15 protein-coding genes are annotated in these 17,012 nt (G+C 47.9%); 4 read left to right on the top strand and 11 right to left on the bottom strand.

What is annotated here, in order from left to right; all coding sequences use genetic code 11:
• The first annotated feature begins 42 nt into the window (after nt 1-42).
• Together MTBPR1_RS11510 and ipdC are read left to right on the top strand one after the other, a co-directional pair.
• Nucleotides 43-936: a transcriptional regulator GcvA gene (locus tag MTBPR1_RS11510; protein ID WP_069189158.1), complete on the top strand. Its 894-nt coding sequence runs from the start codon at nt 43-45 to the stop codon at nt 934-936.
• 75 nt (nt 937-1,011) lie between these two features.
• Nucleotides 1,012-2,634, top strand: coding sequence for an indolepyruvate/phenylpyruvate decarboxylase (gene ipdC / locus MTBPR1_RS11515; protein ID WP_069189159.1), 1,623 nt, complete (start codon nt 1,012-1,014; stop codon nt 2,632-2,634).
• 2 nt (nt 2,635-2,636) lie between these two features.
• On the opposite strand, the gene MTBPR1_RS11520 is transcribed toward ipdC, so the two are convergent.
• Nucleotides 2,637-3,422, bottom strand: a complete 786-nt coding sequence (locus MTBPR1_RS11520; RefSeq protein ID WP_069189160.1) for a substrate-binding periplasmic protein — start codon at nt 3,420-3,422, stop codon at nt 2,637-2,639.
• A gap of 63 nt (nt 3,423-3,485) precedes the next feature.
• Nucleotides 3,486-4,322 carry a rubrerythrin gene (rbr, locus tag MTBPR1_RS11525; protein ID WP_240492889.1) on the bottom strand — a complete coding sequence of 279 codons (837 nt, stop codon included), beginning with the start codon at nt 4,320-4,322 and terminating at the stop codon, nt 3,486-3,488.
• A 142-nt stretch (nt 4,323-4,464) separates the two neighbouring features.
• Here rbr and MTBPR1_RS11530 point away from each other — a divergent pair, with 142 nt between their 5' ends.
• Both MTBPR1_RS11530 and MTBPR1_RS11535 read left to right on the top strand, forming a co-directional pair.
• Nucleotides 4,465-4,656 (top strand): hypothetical protein, encoded by a 192-nt coding sequence (locus MTBPR1_RS11530; protein ID WP_069189161.1) that lies wholly within the window; start codon nt 4,465-4,467, stop codon nt 4,654-4,656.
• Nucleotides 4,653-5,522 carry a DMT family transporter gene (locus MTBPR1_RS11535; RefSeq protein WP_069189162.1) on the top strand — a complete coding sequence of 290 codons (870 nt, stop codon included), beginning with the start codon at nt 4,653-4,655 and terminating at the stop codon, nt 5,520-5,522. Before MTBPR1_RS11530 ends, MTBPR1_RS11535 begins: the two co-directional genes overlap by 4 nt.
• 45 nt (nt 5,523-5,567) lie before the next feature.
• Here the strand turns inward: MTBPR1_RS11535 and MTBPR1_RS11540 are convergent, their stop codons facing one another.
• The 9 genes from MTBPR1_RS11540 to MTBPR1_RS11580 form a co-directional block, all read right to left on the bottom strand.
• A complete protein-coding gene (locus tag MTBPR1_RS11540) occupies nt 5,568-6,809 on the bottom strand; it encodes a M16 family metallopeptidase (RefSeq protein WP_069189163.1) in 1,242 nt (413 codons plus the stop codon).
• A complete protein-coding gene (gene thrC / locus MTBPR1_RS11545; RefSeq protein ID WP_069189164.1) occupies nt 6,810-8,198 on the bottom strand; it encodes a threonine synthase in 1,389 nt (462 codons plus the stop codon).
• 143 nt (nt 8,199-8,341) lie between these two features.
• On the bottom strand, nt 8,342-9,100 hold the full coding sequence (locus MTBPR1_RS11550) for an SDR family oxidoreductase (protein ID WP_069189165.1): 759 nt from the start codon (nt 9,098-9,100) through the stop codon (nt 8,342-8,344).
• A 223-nt stretch (nt 9,101-9,323) separates the two neighbouring features.
• A complete protein-coding gene (groL, locus tag MTBPR1_RS11555; RefSeq protein ID WP_069189166.1) occupies nt 9,324-10,976 on the bottom strand; it encodes a chaperonin GroEL in 1,653 nt (550 codons plus the stop codon).
• A 58-nt stretch (nt 10,977-11,034) separates the two neighbouring features.
• The gene (gene groES / locus MTBPR1_RS11560; protein ID WP_069189167.1) at nt 11,035-11,325 is read right to left on the bottom strand and encodes a co-chaperone GroES; all 291 of its coding nucleotides are present in this window, start codon (nt 11,323-11,325) and stop codon (nt 11,035-11,037) included.
• Between the two features lie 165 nt (nt 11,326-11,490).
• Nucleotides 11,491-13,122 (bottom strand): ArnT family glycosyltransferase, encoded by a 1,632-nt coding sequence (locus MTBPR1_RS11565; RefSeq protein ID WP_069189168.1) that lies wholly within the window; start codon nt 13,120-13,122, stop codon nt 11,491-11,493.
• 42 nt (nt 13,123-13,164) lie between these two features.
• Nucleotides 13,165-13,905 carry a TVP38/TMEM64 family protein gene (locus MTBPR1_RS11570; RefSeq protein WP_069189169.1) on the bottom strand — a complete coding sequence of 247 codons (741 nt, stop codon included), beginning with the start codon at nt 13,903-13,905 and terminating at the stop codon, nt 13,165-13,167.
• Complete coding sequence (locus MTBPR1_RS11575; RefSeq protein WP_069189290.1) at nt 13,902-14,639, bottom strand: glycosyltransferase family 2 protein; 738 nt, start codon at nt 14,637-14,639, stop codon at nt 13,902-13,904. Before MTBPR1_RS11575 ends, MTBPR1_RS11570 begins: the two co-directional genes overlap by 4 nt.
• A gap of 72 nt (nt 14,640-14,711) precedes the next feature.
• Nucleotides 14,712-16,898: a putative bifunctional diguanylate cyclase/phosphodiesterase gene (locus MTBPR1_RS11580; RefSeq protein WP_069189170.1), complete on the bottom strand. Its 2,187-nt coding sequence runs from the start codon at nt 16,896-16,898 to the stop codon at nt 14,712-14,714.
• Between the last annotated feature and the right edge of the window lie 114 nt (nt 16,899-17,012).

Raw genomic sequence — 17,012 nt, forward strand, 5'->3', positions numbered from 1 at the left:
CATTAGTTTTTCTAATCTGAATAACTGGATTGTATCGAGACAATGGCAAGACGGCTTCCCCCCTTAAATGCACTGCGCGCTTTTGAAGCCGCCGCGCGTCACCTCAGTTTCACCCGTGCTGCTGATGAGCTTTTTGTCACCCAAGCCGCAGTCAGTCATCAGGTCAAAGCCTTGGAAGAACATCTCGGCCTCAAGTTATTTAAACGTTTAAACCGTGCGTTGATGCTCACCGATGAAGGTCAGCACTATTTCCCTGATGTGCGCGATGCCCTAGATCAACTGGATATCGCAACCAATAGCTTATTAAAGGCAGACAGCAGCGGCGTGCTGACCGTTTCGGTCATGCCCTCTTTTGCTTCCTTATGGCTTGTGCCGCGCTTGCAACAATTTACCCAGCAACATCCTGATATTGACGTGCGTATTGCCGCCTATGATAGCTTGGCTGATTTTGACCGCGATGATGTGGATTGCGCTATTCGCTATGGGAAAGGCAAATGGGATAATCTTTATGTGGAACATATTATGGATGATGAAATGTTTCCGGTTTGCGCCCCGCACTATCTGGAACGCAATCCTTCTGTCATCACGCCAAATGGCCTTCAACATCATACCTTACTGCATGATTATGCCGTTCTTTCAGAGGCAGAGACATGGGCATATTGGTTAAAACATGCCAACATCACGGGTGTTGACCATACGCGGGGACCGAAATTCTCCCATACCCATATGGCAATGCAGGCCTGCCTTTCTGGGGAAGGTATCGCCCTTGGTCATTCCTCCATGATTTCATCAGAACTTCAAACTGGGCGATTACTACGCCTGTTTAACATCAGCGTTTCCTCAGATATGAGTGCCTATTTCGTTTGTTCACAAAATGGGATCGAAAGGTTCAAGATTAAAGTTTTTCGCGATTGGTTATTATCTGAAAGCGCTTAAGTTCGACCAGATATTTCGCCTCACTTCTGCTATAATTGTTTCAAATGAAATTAATTAAATGCAGTGAGGCCTCCCATGTTATTGGCAGAAGCACTTTTTCACGCCCTTAAAGATCGCGGTGCGCGTGAAGTCTTTGGTATCCCCGGTGATTTCGCCCTTCCCTATTTTAAAATCCTTGAAGATAGCCAAATCCTCCCTTTACATACCCTAAGCCATGAACCCGGTGTGGGTTTTGCGGCTGATGCGGCGGGGCGGTTTAACTCCCGCCTTGGCATCGCGGCTGTCACATATGGGGCAGGTGCGCTTAATATGGTTAATCCTGTGGCCCAAGCCTATGTGGAGAAATCCCCCCTTGTGGTCATCTCTGGCGCACCGGGTAAGCTCGAATCCATGCGTGGTCTTGGCCTGCATCATCAGGTCAAACGCATCGATTCCCAATATAAGATTTTTGAAGAAATCACCTGCGCGCAAATCATCCTTGATGATGCCAAAACCGCCCCCAAACTCATTGCAGACGCATTAGATCGCTGTATTGAACAATCCCGCCCGATCTATATTGAGTTCCCGCGCGATATGGTGGCTGTTGAGGTTGACCCCGTTCCCGCCTTTCATCCCAGTTGTGAGGATATGGAGGCCGCACGGGCATGTGCAAAAGAAGTGCTTGCCCATCTGAACTGCGCTGAAAAACCCTGCATCATGGCAGGTGTGGAAGTGCGCCGCTTTGGGTTGGAGGAAAAACTGGCCGAACTCACCCACACACTTGGCATTCCCGTTGTGACCTCCTTTATGGCACGCGGTATTTTAGTCGATACCGAAGCCCCTTTAATCGGCACTTACCTTGGGCTTGCCGGCACAGAAGAGGTGCGCAAAACCGTTGAGCGCTCAGACGGGCTGCTCATGCTCGGTGTGATCCTGTCTGATACCAATTTTGGGGTATCAAAACGGGAAATTGATATGCGCAGCGTGGTACATGCTTTTGATCGTGATGTTCATTTTGCCCATCACAGTTACCCCAATGTCCCGCTTGAATTTCTGATTGAGGCCATGATTGAAATTGCCAGCCCGCTAGGTGATGCAAAAAAACTACCCGCTCCGACCTATCCTTATGGGCTTAAAAGTGATGACAGCGCCATTGCCCCCACCGATGTGGCCTGCGCGGTCAATGATATGTTTGTCAAACACGGGCGCATGCCCATTGCCTCTGATATGGGCGATTGCCTGTTTACCGCCATGGATATTGAAAATACCGCCCTTATTGCGCCGGGCTATTATGCCTCCATGGGGCCGGGCGTACCAGCCGGGCTTGCCATTCAGGCCACATCTGGGCAGCGCCCCTTAATTATGGTGGGTGATGGTGCCTTTCAAATGACCGGCTGGGAGCTTGGCAATTGTCGCAAATATGGCTGGAACCCTATTGTGTTGTTGTTTAACAACAAAAGCTGGGAAATGCTGCGCACTTTTCAGCCCGGCCCCAACTATCACGACCTTGATGATTGGGGTTTTGCGGCTATAGCGGGACCTTTGGGCGGTAAAGGTGTGCGCGTTAAAACCCATGCTGAGCTGATTGATGCCCTTGAAGCCGCCCAACAAGATAGCAGCTGTTTTCACCTGATTGAGATTATGCTGGAACGTGGCGAGATTTCACAAACCCTTAATCGCTTTGTGAATGCGGTCAAAAGATTAAGTGTGGCAAAATAGCCTTAAGAAGCAGGTTCTTGGTATGTTTGCGCCATCAGGTCTGGATGTAATTTCCCATCTTCCCCGATGGTCTGCTCAGTGCGCAATTGCGCGACTGCTTCATCAAACTTATCCAAGATGCCTTGATGTTCTTTGCGCGCCCATAACACCACATTCTTCTTTAAAAGAGGTCTGAAATTATAAGCCATATGAGGAGCAATCTTTTTCAAATGCCATGTGAAATCCTCCCCACCCCATAAAAGCTCTGCACGGCCTTTGGCAAACATATTGGCTGAAGAAGACACATGCTTTGAGACATACAGTTTGATTTTACCTTCTTTTGCCAACTTATCCATTTCAGGCAAAAAACTATAAGGAGAGCGCATGCCGTTAACGACGATCAGCTTCTTGCCATAGATTTCTTTTTCAATTTTGGGGATCTCATTGGCAGGTAAGGTTGAAAACAGACCCGCCGCCCAAGGTGAGCGCCATTTACTTATTAAACAACATTTGGGAAATTGGCCTAAATCCAGCGTAACCAGCGCATCAACTTTGCCGCCGCGCAGTTCTTGATAAACCCGCTTGAGCGGCAAGATTTTGAAGCGGCAATTTAGGGCTGCTTTTTCACAAATGAGCTTTACGGTTTCACCTAAGGTGCCGGAAAATGCGCCATCCTTGCCTTTATGTAAAAGTGGCGGATAGGAAAAGGTCCCGATGACAAAACTATCATCAGGCGTTTTCTCATCCCCATAAGCAAGGCTGCCAAACCCGTTTATCAATAAAAGGGTGGCTATAAACAAACGTATCATTTCTCTCTTACCTTTTTTACCTATGATAAAAGAGAAATGACCATAAAACAAGTAGGGGTTATCTTACCAATTCTCGCCTAACAGCTCAAAATAGGCTTTTGAGTGCGCGCATGCTGGACATTTATCAACGGCTTCTTCGCCTTCATGGACAAAGCCGCAATTGCGACAACGCCATTTATGGGATTCTTTGCGCACAAAGACCTGCTCATTCTTGATATTTTCAGCCAGCTCCAAGAAACGTTTGCCATGTTGTTGTTCAGCAATCGCGATGTTTTCAAAAACGTCCGCAATCTCGCTAAAGCCTTCATCGCGCGCAATGCGGGCAAACTCGGGATACATATGCTCATGTTCGTGCTGCTCACCCCCTGCTGCATCACGCAAGTTTTCTTCTGTCGTGCCATTGCCACCGGCAGGAAAAGTCTCGGTGATCTTAACTTCACGGCCTTCTAAAAACTTATAGAGGCGACTGGCATGGGCTTTTTCCTGATCAGCTGTTTCTTCAAACACATGAGAGATTTGCACATAGCCTTCTTTCTTGGCCTTAGAAGCAAAAAACGTATAGCGCATGCGCGCCACACATTCCCCGACGAAAGCCTTAAGGATATTTTTTTCCGTATTGCTGCCTTTAAATTTCACAGGTTCCTCCAGTTTCTTATTTGAATGATATTTTTTGAAAATTGCATTTTGATGAGCTTCTAACACATCAAATCCGCCAATATGGTGCCCATCAATAATGATCTGGGGAACCGTGCTCACACCGGGTAGGCGATCTTGCATTTTTTTAAAAGCAGCGACTGTGCCTGCATCAATTTCTTTATAGGCTACATCGTTTTCCTTCATAAGCTCTTTGGCTTTTTTGCAAAACATGCAGTTATCTTTTGTATAAATCTCAACAGTCACGATCTTCTCCTTATATCAGATTATTTTTATGAAGATTAAGCAGCACCCATAAAATTTACAAGCAAATGTCATATGAAACTTTCTTTTTGCTGCAAAAAAACATAGATTGGCGAGCGAAACACGAAAGGAGTTGCAAGGTCTCATGTCTAACCCATTTATTCTCGGCTTAAGAACCAATCCACAACTGTTCTTTAATGAGCTCGATACAAGCGAAGTTCAAGCAGTGGCTGAAGCCTGCATTCGGGTTTTAGAAAACCGTCACAAAGAAGGTAATGCAGAAGCAGCAGGCTGTTTGCAAAACCTGTATCGTGAAGTGGCGAATATCGAGCTTTGACCCGCTACATCCCCATCCTGTTTGTTTTTTTATGGAGCACAGGCTTCATCGGGGCCAAGCTCGGCCTACCGTTTGCCGAGCCTTATACATTTCTCTTTATCCGCATGACCATCACCAGTGCGATCTTGCTGGTGGTCTTGCTCGTTCTTAAAAAATCATGGCCGTCTTCATGGAAGCTCAGCTCCCATGTGGCCTTATCCGGTGTTTTGATCCATTGCGGATATCTCGGTGGAGTTTTTACCGCCATTAAACTGGGCATGCCCTCAGGTTTGGCGGCGCTCATTGCCGGGCTTCAACCTTTGCTGACCGCCTTTGCCGCCCAACCTGTTTTAGGTGAAAAAGTTAAACCCGTCCAATGGCTGGGCCTAAGTCTTGGTCTAGCGGGGATTGTGCTGGTGCTTAGTGAGAAACTTGATCTGGCAAGCAACAATCTTTTTGACGGTTTTGGCCCTTGGGCCGTGGTTGCCGCCTTTTTTGCTGTGCTGAGCATTACAGCAAGTTCACTTTATCAGAAAAAATACTGCACCGACATGCCGCTTATGAGTGGCACTTTCATTCAATATTGTGCCGCAGCCTTGCTCTATAGCATTGCGGCTGTCAGTTTTGAAACTATGGCGGTGCAATGGACAGGACAGTTTATCTTTGCCCTGTTCTGGCTGATCTTTATGCCGTCTTTTGGTGCCATTTCACTGTTAATGTGGATGATCAAACAGGGCGAGGCTTCAAAAGTTGCCAGCCTGTTTTACATGGTGCCACCCGTCACCGCCCTTGAAGCTTTCTTCTTATTTGATGAAACACTTGGGCTCGCCGCACTTATCGGTATGGCAGTAGCCAGCCTTGGGGTCTGGATGGCGGTTAAGAAATAACAAAACACCCCTTAAGATTTATCTTAAAAGGGGTGTTGCTCATTCTTAAATCTTAAATTCAGGAAGCTCTTCAATCGGGCCAATGGCTGCTAAAGTCGGTGTGCTTGAAAAGACCCGTTGAGAGACCTCCATCACCGCTTGTGCATCAATGGCATCGATTTTCTCGACCACTTCTTCAACCGTGATGGGACGTTTGAAAACAATCATCTGGCGTGCCAATTGCTCACAACGTGTTGACGTGCTTTCCAGTGACATCAAAATACTGGATTTAAGCTGAGCACGTGAGCGCAAGACTTCTTCTTCGCTAACAGTCTCACAGACTTTTCTGATCTCATCCACCAACACAGGCAAGAGCTCTTTTGTTTCTTCCGCGCCCGTTCCCGCATAAATACCCAGCATGCCGCCATCATCATAGGCAGAGACAAAGCTATAGATGGAATACACCAAAGCGCGCTTTTCACGAATTTCCTGAAACAGGCGCGATGACATGCCCCCACCAAACAAAGTGGACATTACTGATAAAGAATAGAACTGCGGATCGTCATAACGAATCCCATCAAACCCGGCTACCACATGGACCTGCTCCAGACTTGGGCGGTTCTCAATAAAGGTCCCGCCGACATAACGGGTTGGGTCTGCTGAAAGGGCTGTGTCTTTTGGAAGGGATTGGAATTTTTCACCAACCAATGCGACCAATTCATCATGATCAATATTACCAGCCGCACTAAAAACCATTTTAGAGGCTGAATAATTATCCTGCATATAAGATAAAACCTTATCGCGCGACATGGTGCGAATGATCTCAGCTTCGCCTAAAACAGGGCGACCCATGGCTTGGTCAGGATAGGCAATCTTTTGAAAGTGATCGAAGATAATATCATCCGGCGTATCATTGGCCTGATGGATTTCTTGCAAAATCACATTGCGTTCGCGCTCCAGCTCTTCTTCATCCAGAAGGGAGTTCTGCAAAATATCCGCAATAACATCTACTGCAAGGGCGGTATCTTCTTTTAACACCTTGGCATAATAGGCTGTGTTTTCGCGTGACGTATAGGCATTGATATGGCCGCCAACATTCTCGATCTCTTCAGCCAATTGCAAGGCGGTGCGTTTTTTTGTGCCTTTAAACGCCATATGTTCCAGCAGGTGGGAAATTCCGTTTACCTGCGGGTCCTCATGACGTGCACCAACCTCAACCCATGCGCCTAGTGAAACCGATTGCACAGAAGCCATATGGTCAGAAACGATGCGAAGACCGTTATCCAACGTTGTTACGCGAACTGTCATTTACGCTAATGTCTCTTCAATATAAGCCTTGATGCCATCAAGATCATTTTCCAGCACATCAAAACGCTCATCACGATCAAACAGATCAGATAGACGTTCTGGCAGATCAGGATGAACACCACTTGCCTCTTTAACAGCGGCTGGGAATTTTGCAGGATGGGCAGTGGCAAGGGCCACGGTCACCGCATCGGTTTTCTCGCCATCACGGGCCACAGCGCAGCCAATGACAGAATGCGGATCAAGCAATTCACCTGTTTGATGATAAAAATCAGAAATCGCTTTTTTAGTCTCTTCATCATCCAGACATTGTGCGGTGAAATCCTTGCACATGGCTTGCCAGCGATCTTTGCCAAAATCGACTTCGCCGTTATTGCGAAAATCTGTCAGCGCCTGATCAAGAGCAGCGCCATCACCCGCGTAATGCTGGGCGAGCAAACGCTCAAAGTTAGAGGAAATTTGAATATCCATGGAAGGGGACAGGCTGGGCTCAACCGTTTCCATCTTCATCACGCCTGTGTTGAAATAGCGTGTCAAAATGTCATTGCGGTTAGACCCGATGATAAAACCATCAATGGGCAGGCCCATTTGTTGGGCGCAATATCCGGCAAATACATTACCAAAGTTACCTGTTGGCACGGCAAAGCGTGTTTTACGATCCGGTGCCCCCACTTGCACAGCCGCCCAGAAATAATAGGCCACTTGCGCCATGATGCGCGCCCAGTTGATGGAGTTCACCGCAGACAGGTTGAGCTTATCGCGAAAATCCATGTCGTTAAACATGGCTTTCACCGCATCCTGACAATCATCAAACGTGCCTTCAACCGCAATATTATGCACATTTTCAGACATGATCGTTGTCATCTGGCGGCGCTGTACATCAGAAACGCGGCCCTTTGGATGCATAATGAAAATATCAATACATTCACGATCACGGCATGCCTCAATCGCAGCAGAGCCTGTGTCCCCGGATGTAGCGCCAACGATGGTGACTTTCTCACCACGTTTTTTAAGCACATAATCAAACAAACGACCAAGCAATTGCAGGGCGTAATCTTTAAAGGCCAATGTGGGACCATGAAACAGTTCCATCACCCACTGATCAGCATCAAGCTGCTTAAGTGGCGCAACTGAAGGATGACCGAATTCTTTATAAGCGTCTTGAACAAGCTCGTTAAAATCGTCCTTGGGGATTGATCCCTCAACGAACGGATACATCACACGCACAGCCATATCGGCATATGATAGCCCACGCATATCGCGGATATCATCTTCGCTAAACTGGGGCCAGCTTTCTGGCAGGTAAAGACCGCCATCGCGGGCCAGACCCGTTAGAAGAACATCATCAAATGAAAGTGCGGGGGCTTTGCCGCGTGTGGAAACGTATTGCACCTTGGACCTCTTTTAGAGACAAAAACTTTCGCGCTGTTTAGCACGGTTTTAAAGAGAGTCCAAGGCGAAACACACATTGCGTCACTCTGATAAAAACCAGCATCCCTATCTGGATTCTAGCCCCTAGCAAAATGACATTTTTATTATTTTGGAGCCATACGAAGTGCGCCATCCATACGGATCACTTCACCAGAGAGATAGGCATTTTCAACAATATGGTTAACCAGATTTGCAAATTCTTCCGGCTTACCCATGCGACCACAAGGCACTGATTTATTCAACGCCTCTTGCACCTCTTCAGGCATGCCCAACAACATTGGCGTTGCCATAATACCCGGCGCAACCGTCATCACACGCACACCTTTTGGGGCCATTTCACGCGCGATGGGTAAAGTCAACGAGGCCACACCCCCTTTTGAAGCCGCATAAGCCGCCTGACCGATTTGACCATCGGCAAATGCAATTGATGCCGTGTTGATCACAACGCCGCGCTCTTCATCATTTACAGGGTCTTGTGCAATCATATCGGCACAAGCCAGACGAGACATATTAAACGTGCCGATCAAATTGACATTGATCACCTTGGAAAACAGATCAAGATCATGCGCGCCATTGCGACCAACGATTTTGGAAGCCGGTGCAATCCCCGCACAAGAAACCACAATACGGGCGACCCCATGGGCTTCACGCGCGGTTGCAAAAGCAGCCTCAGCACTGGCAGCATCAGCCACGTTACATTCAACCGCAATGCCGCCAATTTCATCGGCTACTTTTTGCGCAGCTTCCACATTCATATCAAAAATCGCAACTTTTGCACCTTGTGCAGCAAGCTTGCGCGCGGTTGCTTCACCCAAACCAGAAGCTGCACCCGTTACAATCGCACCTAAACCTTTAACGTCCATCATCGTCTCCTTAATCACTTTACCTTTACGTTAACGTAAACTTGGAGATGTTATATCAGAGGCAAAAGAGGGCTGCAAATGAAAAACGTAGCTGCCTGCCCCGAGCGATTTACCACACAACTGGATACTAGCCTCGCCAGTATGACAGGGGGACACAAAAAAAGGGCCGCACCTAAAAGTGCGACCCTCTTTAATAGCTTTATAGCTTACTGGTTGGTTTGGCTTAGAAGCCCATACCACCCATGCCGCCCATGCCGCCCATGTCAGGCATTGCAGGTGCAGCAGCCGCGCCAGCAGCCTCAGGCTTATCAGCAACCATAGCTTCAGTTGTGATCAACAAGCCAGCCACAGAAGCCGCATCTTGCAGAGCTGTACGAACAACTTTAACCGGATCGATAACACCAGCTGCAACAAGGTCAGTATACTCACCTGTTTGTGCGTTAAAGCCAGTTTTTGGATCAGTGCCTTCAAGCAGCTTACCAGAAACAACCGCACCATCGTGACCAGCGTTTTCAGCGATCTGACGGATTGGCGATTGAAGCGCACGACGGATGATGTCTACACCAACTTTTTGGTCAGCATTGTCGCCTTCAACACCTTCAAGGGCGCGAACAGCATACAATAGAGCTGTACCACCACCAGAGATGATGCCTTCTTCAACAGCAGCGCGTGTTGCGTGCAGCGCATCGTCAACGCGGTCTTTGCGTTCTTTAACTTCGATTTCTGTTGCACCACCAACTTGGATAACAGCAACACCGCCAGCCAATTTAGCCAGACGCTCTTGCAGTTTTTCACGGTCGTATTCAGAAGTTGTTTCTTCTGTTTGCGCCTTGATTTGGTTGCAACGTTGAACGATATCGTCTTTGTCGCCAGCGCCTTCAACGATTGTTGTTTCTTCTTTAGTGATCACAACAGACTTGGCCGTACCAAGCATTTCAAGTGTCACTTCTTCCAGCTTGATGCCAAGCTCTTCAGAAACCAACTGACCGTTTGTCAAAATAGCGATGTCTTGCAACATTGCTTTGCGACGATCACCAAAACCAGGCGCTTTAACTGCAGCAACCTTCAGGCCGCCACGCAGTTTGTTTACAACCAGAGTTGCAAGCGCTTCGCCTTCGATATCTTCAGCGATGATCAACAATGGACGAGAGGCTTGAACAGAACCTTCAAGCAGGTGCAACATTGGCTGAAGTGACGTCAGTTTGCCTTCGTTAACCAAGATGTACGGGTTGTCCAACTCACAGATCATTTTCTCAGAGTTTGTGACGAAGTAAGGAGATGTGTAACCACGGTCAAACTGCATACCTTCAACAACGTCAAGAGTTGTGTCCAGACCTTTAGCTTCTTCAACAGTGATAACGCCTTCGTTACCCACTTTTTCCATAGCTTGTGCAATCAAATCACCAACAGTGTTTTCACCGTTTGCAGAGATTGTACCAACTTGTGCAACTTCTTCGTTTGTCGCAACTGGCTTAGAGCGGCTTTTAACGTCTGCAACAACGGCTGTTACAGCTGTGTCGATACCACGTTTCAGATCCATTGGGTTCATGCCCGCAGCAACCGCTTTTGTACCTTCACGAACGATGGCTTGTGCCAGAACTGTCGCAGTTGTTGTACCATCACCAGCCAGATCAGCTGTTTTAGAGGCAACTTCTTTGATCATCTGTGCGCCCATGTTCTGGAACTTGTCTTCCAGATCGATTTCTTTAGCAACAGAAACACCGTCTTTTGTGACGCGTGGTGCGCCAAAAGACTTATCAAGAATAACGTTACGACCTTTTGGACCGAGTGTTACTTTTACAGCGTTGGCAAGAATGTCAACGCCTTCGAGCATTTTAGCACGAGCTTCTGTGCCGAATTTAATTTCTTTAGACATGTAGCTAGACCCTTATTTTAAGCAGTCAATTAATAAGTAGAATGATGGATGGAGAGAATTACTTCTCGATCACACCCATGATGTCTGTTTCTTTCATGATCAACAGGTCTTCACCGTCAACCTTGATTTCTGTACCAGACCATTTACCAAAGAGGATTTGATCGCCCGCTTTAACGTCAAGCGCAACGAACTCACCGTTGTCAGCGCGTACGCCAGAACCAACAGCAACAACTTCACCTTCAGATGGTTTTTCTTGTGCAGCTTCTGGAAGGATGATCCCGCCAGCAGTTTTCGTTTCTTGCTCCAGACGTTTTACGAGAACGCGGTCGTGCAAAGGACGAAATTTCATAGTATTTAACTCCGTGATATTCACCAAAGTGGATGACCCAAACGAGTCAGATTAGCACTCGTTAGGTTCGAGTGCTAACAGAGTTAATTTCACAGGCTCAAACTGTCAAGCGGTGAATCACGTTTTTTTCAGGAAAACTGCATGGTGCAGCGCAGCAATCGCCTGTTATTTTGCTTTGCCACGCCGGTTTAGCAACTCATGCGCACCATTAAGCTTTTCCACATCAAAAATAATGAAGTTATTGTTGCGAAAATTCTGCACATACTCCACTGCCACATGATCAGGCGCTGCCTGTTTCCACAGGGTAATCACCTTGCTTTTAGGGTGAGCAGCCAGCCATTCATTTAGGTTATGCCCGCGTGTTGTTGATAGTTCGGCAATGGGTTTTTCAAGACGCCCCAGAAACTGAAACGTACCATGATATTTCGCCATGAAGGCCACGTCATAGCCCTCATCCTGCATGTCTTTAATCTTAAGCGACATGTCTTTAAGGTCAAAAGCTGCCCCCAAATAGGGCGCCATCACCAGATGAATGGCAACCACCAAAGCGGTCATCATGGATGTTAAGCTTAAAATCGCCCCGCATTGGGTTTTCAGCTTTTGGGTCACAACATAAAGCCCACAAAGGATCGGCAGAGCCATCCAGTAAGTCGGCAGTTCAAGCGCCCAAGTGGGGAATTTCTTGATCCCCAGATAAGGTGCAACCAAAACAGCCAAGCCAAGGATAATAACAAAGCCTGCCGGAACGATACGCCCCACGCGGCTGACTTTGGTATCCTCTTTCACCAAAAGACGTGCCAGCATAAAGGCAAAGGCAGGGAAGATCGGCAAAAGGTAATGCAACTGCTTGCCACTGATAAGCGAGAAAGCAAAAAAGATCGGCACAAACCACAAGATACAAAAACGCACTTGGGCTTGCCCAAGCAGGTTTTTACCGCCCTGCCAGGCCGCTTTCCAAAGAATGGGCCAAATAACCCAAGGTAACAATAAGGGACCAATAACAGCGAGGTACCACCACCAAGGCCGCGCATGGGCAAAGGACTTCACCACCCGTCCCGCCGTTTGGCCCCAGAAAATAGCATCACGATATTCTTCCCCACCCAGAATCCCCGCAGGAACAGCCCATGCCAGTGCGATCACCGCGCCACCAAGGACTGAGAGAAGAATATTGCGATACCATTTTTTGCGATTTTCAATGCGCCGCTCCACATCCCACAAGGGCAAGAGCAAGGCAATGGGCAGGATTTGCAGCAAAATCACCGGACCTTTTGCCAAAACCCCAACGCCGATTGCCAATGTTAAAAACCACCAGCCTTTTTGATCACCATCGCGCCATACCATTAAAAGGCCAAGTAAGCCCCAAAGGGTGCAAGCGGCAACCAACATATCAAACATGGTTACGGTGGTGAAAATCGTCCAAAAAACCGCGCCGAGCAAAATGATCGGAGAAAGGTCCGCAATGAGTTTTTCTTCAGGCCAGAGTTTTTGCGCCATAGCACGTGTGAGAAACAGACAAGCCAAAGCAAAGAGCGGGGCGACCATTGGCGGCCACCAGTCATTCACCCCAAAGACGGCCCAACCCAAATTCATAATCCAGAATAAAAGCGGCGGCTTATGGCTATAGGTCTCGCCATTCAGGTGAGGCACAATAAAATCACCACGCAACCACATCTCCCACGCCACAGCCAAATAGCGTGTTTCATCCACAGGCAAGGCCGGGCGTGTTAAAACAGCTGTTGCAACCAGCACAAGCCAGAGCAATGTAAAGGTGATAGGAGACCAGTGTTTTTGCAGCATCTATTTCTCGTCATGCCTGCCCAAGCAGGCCACTATGTGATCTTAAAAGACCCCGCTTTTTTTCGTGCGGGATGACGATTGTGAGGATTCAACAATCTCTTCGGCTTTTTCTGCATCACCTGTCAGCGCCGTTTCAATATCGCGGCCCAAGGTTTTACCATGGCGATAGCGACGATAGAGATACACCCCCAAAACGCCTGAGACAATGAAAAGAATCACACTAAGTGCAATGGACCATTGTGGGTTTAGCTCAACCCCGCTGCCCGCCAGTGCAAAAACAAGTGATTGCGGGATATAGCCCACCATGGAGCCAATGATAAACGCAAGCGGGTTAACACCTGAGACACCAGCTGCGGCATTGGTGGCAACGTTACTGCCAGCCGGTAAAAGCCGGATCAGCAAGGTCATGGTAAAGGGATTTTCAGCCAAGAAATCATCAATGCGTTTGATCTTGCGCGGGAATTTGCGCTTTACAAAAGCACGACCTAAAAAACGCGCAAAGAAAAAGGTCATCACGCAACCGGTCACAGTTGCCAGCACTGCAATGGTCGTGCCCTTGACAATGCCAAAGGCATAGCCCCCCATGAACGATAGGATTTGACGGGGAAAGCCAAAAGCCGCCAACAAACCACCAAGGGAGATAAAGATAATCCAGCCCTTTAAGCCCTGACCGCGTACATAGCTATCAATCCAGCTTTCATCCATCCCTTGGGACAAAAGATAAGCCCCGGCTGCCAAGGCACACAGGAAAAGAAGCCCCTTTATGAAGAGCTTATAATTCATGCTTTATCCTGGGGGACAATCACAGGCACTTTACCGCGCGACTGCAACCACATGACCCCCATGATATCCACAATCCCCACCCAAAGGCGGTTCCACATGCCATATTTTGAAACACCACGTTCGCGCGCACGATGGTTTACCTTGACCGATTGCACACGACCGCCGCGACGGATCATCAAGGCCGGTAAGAAACGGTGCATATGGTTAAAATACGGCAAATCAAGAAAAGCTGCGCGGGTGAATACTTTCAAGCCACAGCCCGTATCAGGCGTATCATCGCCTAATAAACCAGCGCGGATTTTATTGGCATTGCGCGATTGCCACAGTTTAAAGGCGCTATCATGACGTTTGGCGCGCCAACCTGCCATCAAGAGCATGTCTTGGGCATCATCTTTAACAAGCTCGTCATAAAGCGCGGGGATATCAGCCGGATCATTTTGTCCATCACCATCCAATGTGGCAATAACGCGCCCTGATGCATGTTTCACCCCGGTGCGCACCGCTGTGCTTTGCCCACAAGACTCTTTATGGGTCACAATGGTGAGGTTATCCAGTTTTGCCTGCATGTCGCGTAGTTTTTGTGGGGTGGCATCATCGCTGCCATCATCCACATAGACGATTTCAAAATCGACTTTTCCCTGCAAGGCCGCACAGATTTCTTCAATCAACGGCTGGATGTTTTCCGCTTCATTTTTGACCGGAACAACAACAGAAATTTCTTTAGGAGACGTCATGAAAAAAGGCCTTGCGACAAATGCAATAGAATCGCCGCGCATTATGGCCTTTTCACTGGTTTTGTCTAGTCCTTACTCAGCTGCCAATTGCTCTGCAGTCTTGTCTTTCACAAAAGTTTTGAAATCTGCCGCCTGCATGGGCCTGCCAAAGAGATAGCCCTGAATTTCATCACAGCCCAATTTAGAGAGGAATTCATGCTGGAATTCTTCTTCCACCCCTTCTGCGGTAATCTCCATACCAAAACTATGGCCCATGGTGACAACCGCACGCGCAATCACGCCTTCGCTGGTTTCATCAATGATTTCATCCACGAACGCCTTATCGATTTTAATGCGTTTAACCGGAAAACGTTTAAGGTAATTCAAGCTGGAATAGCCTGTGCCAAAATCGTCAATGGAAAGGGACACCCCTAAATCACGCAAATTTTCCAACACGGAAATGGTATGTTCCACATCATCCATCACCGCACTTTCGGTAATTTCAAGTTCCAGCAAATGGGGTGCTAATCCGGTTTCCAGCAGGACTTGGCGCACATTGGTCACCATGCAGTTTTCTTTGAGCTGCACGGCAGATACATTTACCGCGACCTTTAAATCGCCCAATCCCTCAGCCTGCCAGCGCCGAACCTGACGGCATGCCTCGCGCAAGACCCAATCACCAATTAAAACAATAAGCGGGCTGCGTTCTGCCACCGGGATAAACAGTCCCGGGGGCATAAAGCCACGCTCAGGATGGTTCCAGCGCACCAAAGCTTCCATACCTGCCACCCGGTTGTTTTTCACATCCAGTTTGGGCTGATAGTAAACTTCCAGCTCACCATTGGGGATGGCAATTTTTAAATCACGCTCAATAATCTGGCGCTCTAGGGCCTGTTTGTTCATTTCTTCAGCATAGAAATGATAGCTAGAACCTTGATCTTCTTTTGCACGGCGACACGCCAAGGCCACATGATGAAGCACATCTTCCACAGACTCGTCTTCTTCACTTAAAAGCGTAATGCCGATAGAACAGGTGATATCAATCTGTTCGCCTTGGTAATCCATGGGTTCGCTCACACGCTCAGTCATGCGTTGGGCAAAAACAGAGGCATCATCACTACCCTCAATATCAAACTGGATCAGGGCAAATTCATCTGCACTCAGGCGCGCCAATGTATCAGAATCGCGCACTAAAGCACCTAAACGGTCCGCCAGACTTTGCAACACCGCATCACCAGCTTGTTGGCCATAACTCTGGTTCACCGCATTAAACCCGTCAATATCCACAAGATGGACCGCTGCTTTTAATTCCGCGCGCTTCATCTGATGTAAAACCTGATTGCAGCGATCAATAAACAGATCACGATTGGCAAGACCCGTCAGCGTATCGGTATAAGCGATTTTCTTTAGATGTTCTGATGACACAGGGCTGTTTGAGGCATCCAGCGCTTTTTCTGCACGTTCACGCTCAACTGCTTCACGGCGCAAATCGCGCACTACCAGATTAAGCTCTTTGGTGCGCTCAGAGACTTCATTTTCCAACTGGCTGTTGTTTTGTTGCAGATTATCTTGTTGCAGGCGGATTTCACTAAAGGCTGAAGACAGGCGGCTGAGCAAATCATTATAGGCCACCGCCACATCGCCCAGTTCATCATTGCGTTTTTGTTCGATTTGATGGTTTTCGGGATGAGTTAAATCAACGCAGGCATTGTTCATCCCTTCGCGCAAATTGCGAATGGGGCTGAGCATTAAACGTTCCAGAATTGCCATGGTCACAACCGTGACGAAAAACGAGATCAATAAAACAAGCCCGACAATGCGCCAGATAAAGGCGTTTATCTGACCGGGGATTTCTGATTTATCCAGTGTAGCGGTGATATGATAGGGATAGCCCAGCTCTTTGGGGGTCCACTCAGCCTGAAAGGTTTCAAGCTTTGGTGCAAGGATAGAGTTTTGCGACAAGTTAGAGACCTCTTTTCCCTTTTCATCGCGCACATGGGCAGAGATTAAAACAGAGCCGCCCCCAATCATCGGGGCCATCTTATTAAGGGAGATCGGATTATCCCCGCTGATTTCGAGCCAGGCGCGCACAACGGCAAAGCCTTCGCGCTCTACTTCAAGCAAACGGTCGCGCTCAAAGTTATTAACCGAAAAAATCAAGATTGCGCCTTCAACAATCAAGATGGCAATAAAAACAGCACCCGTGACTTGGCGACATAAGCGGCAATGCGCTAGGGAATCCAAAATCCGTCTTGGTGAAAAAAGGCTTAATACCGCCATGACCTATCCAACTATCCCGTTTTTATTTAAATCTCTTCATTAGAACATTATAGATATGGAAAGGAAATTGCACGTAACAACCCATCACAGCTAGGTGAATATCTTATTTTATTT

The sequence above is a fragment of the Candidatus Terasakiella magnetica genome (assembly GCF_900093605.1).
Classification (GTDB): domain Bacteria; phylum Pseudomonadota; class Alphaproteobacteria; order Rhodospirillales; family Terasakiellaceae; genus Terasakiella; species Terasakiella magnetica.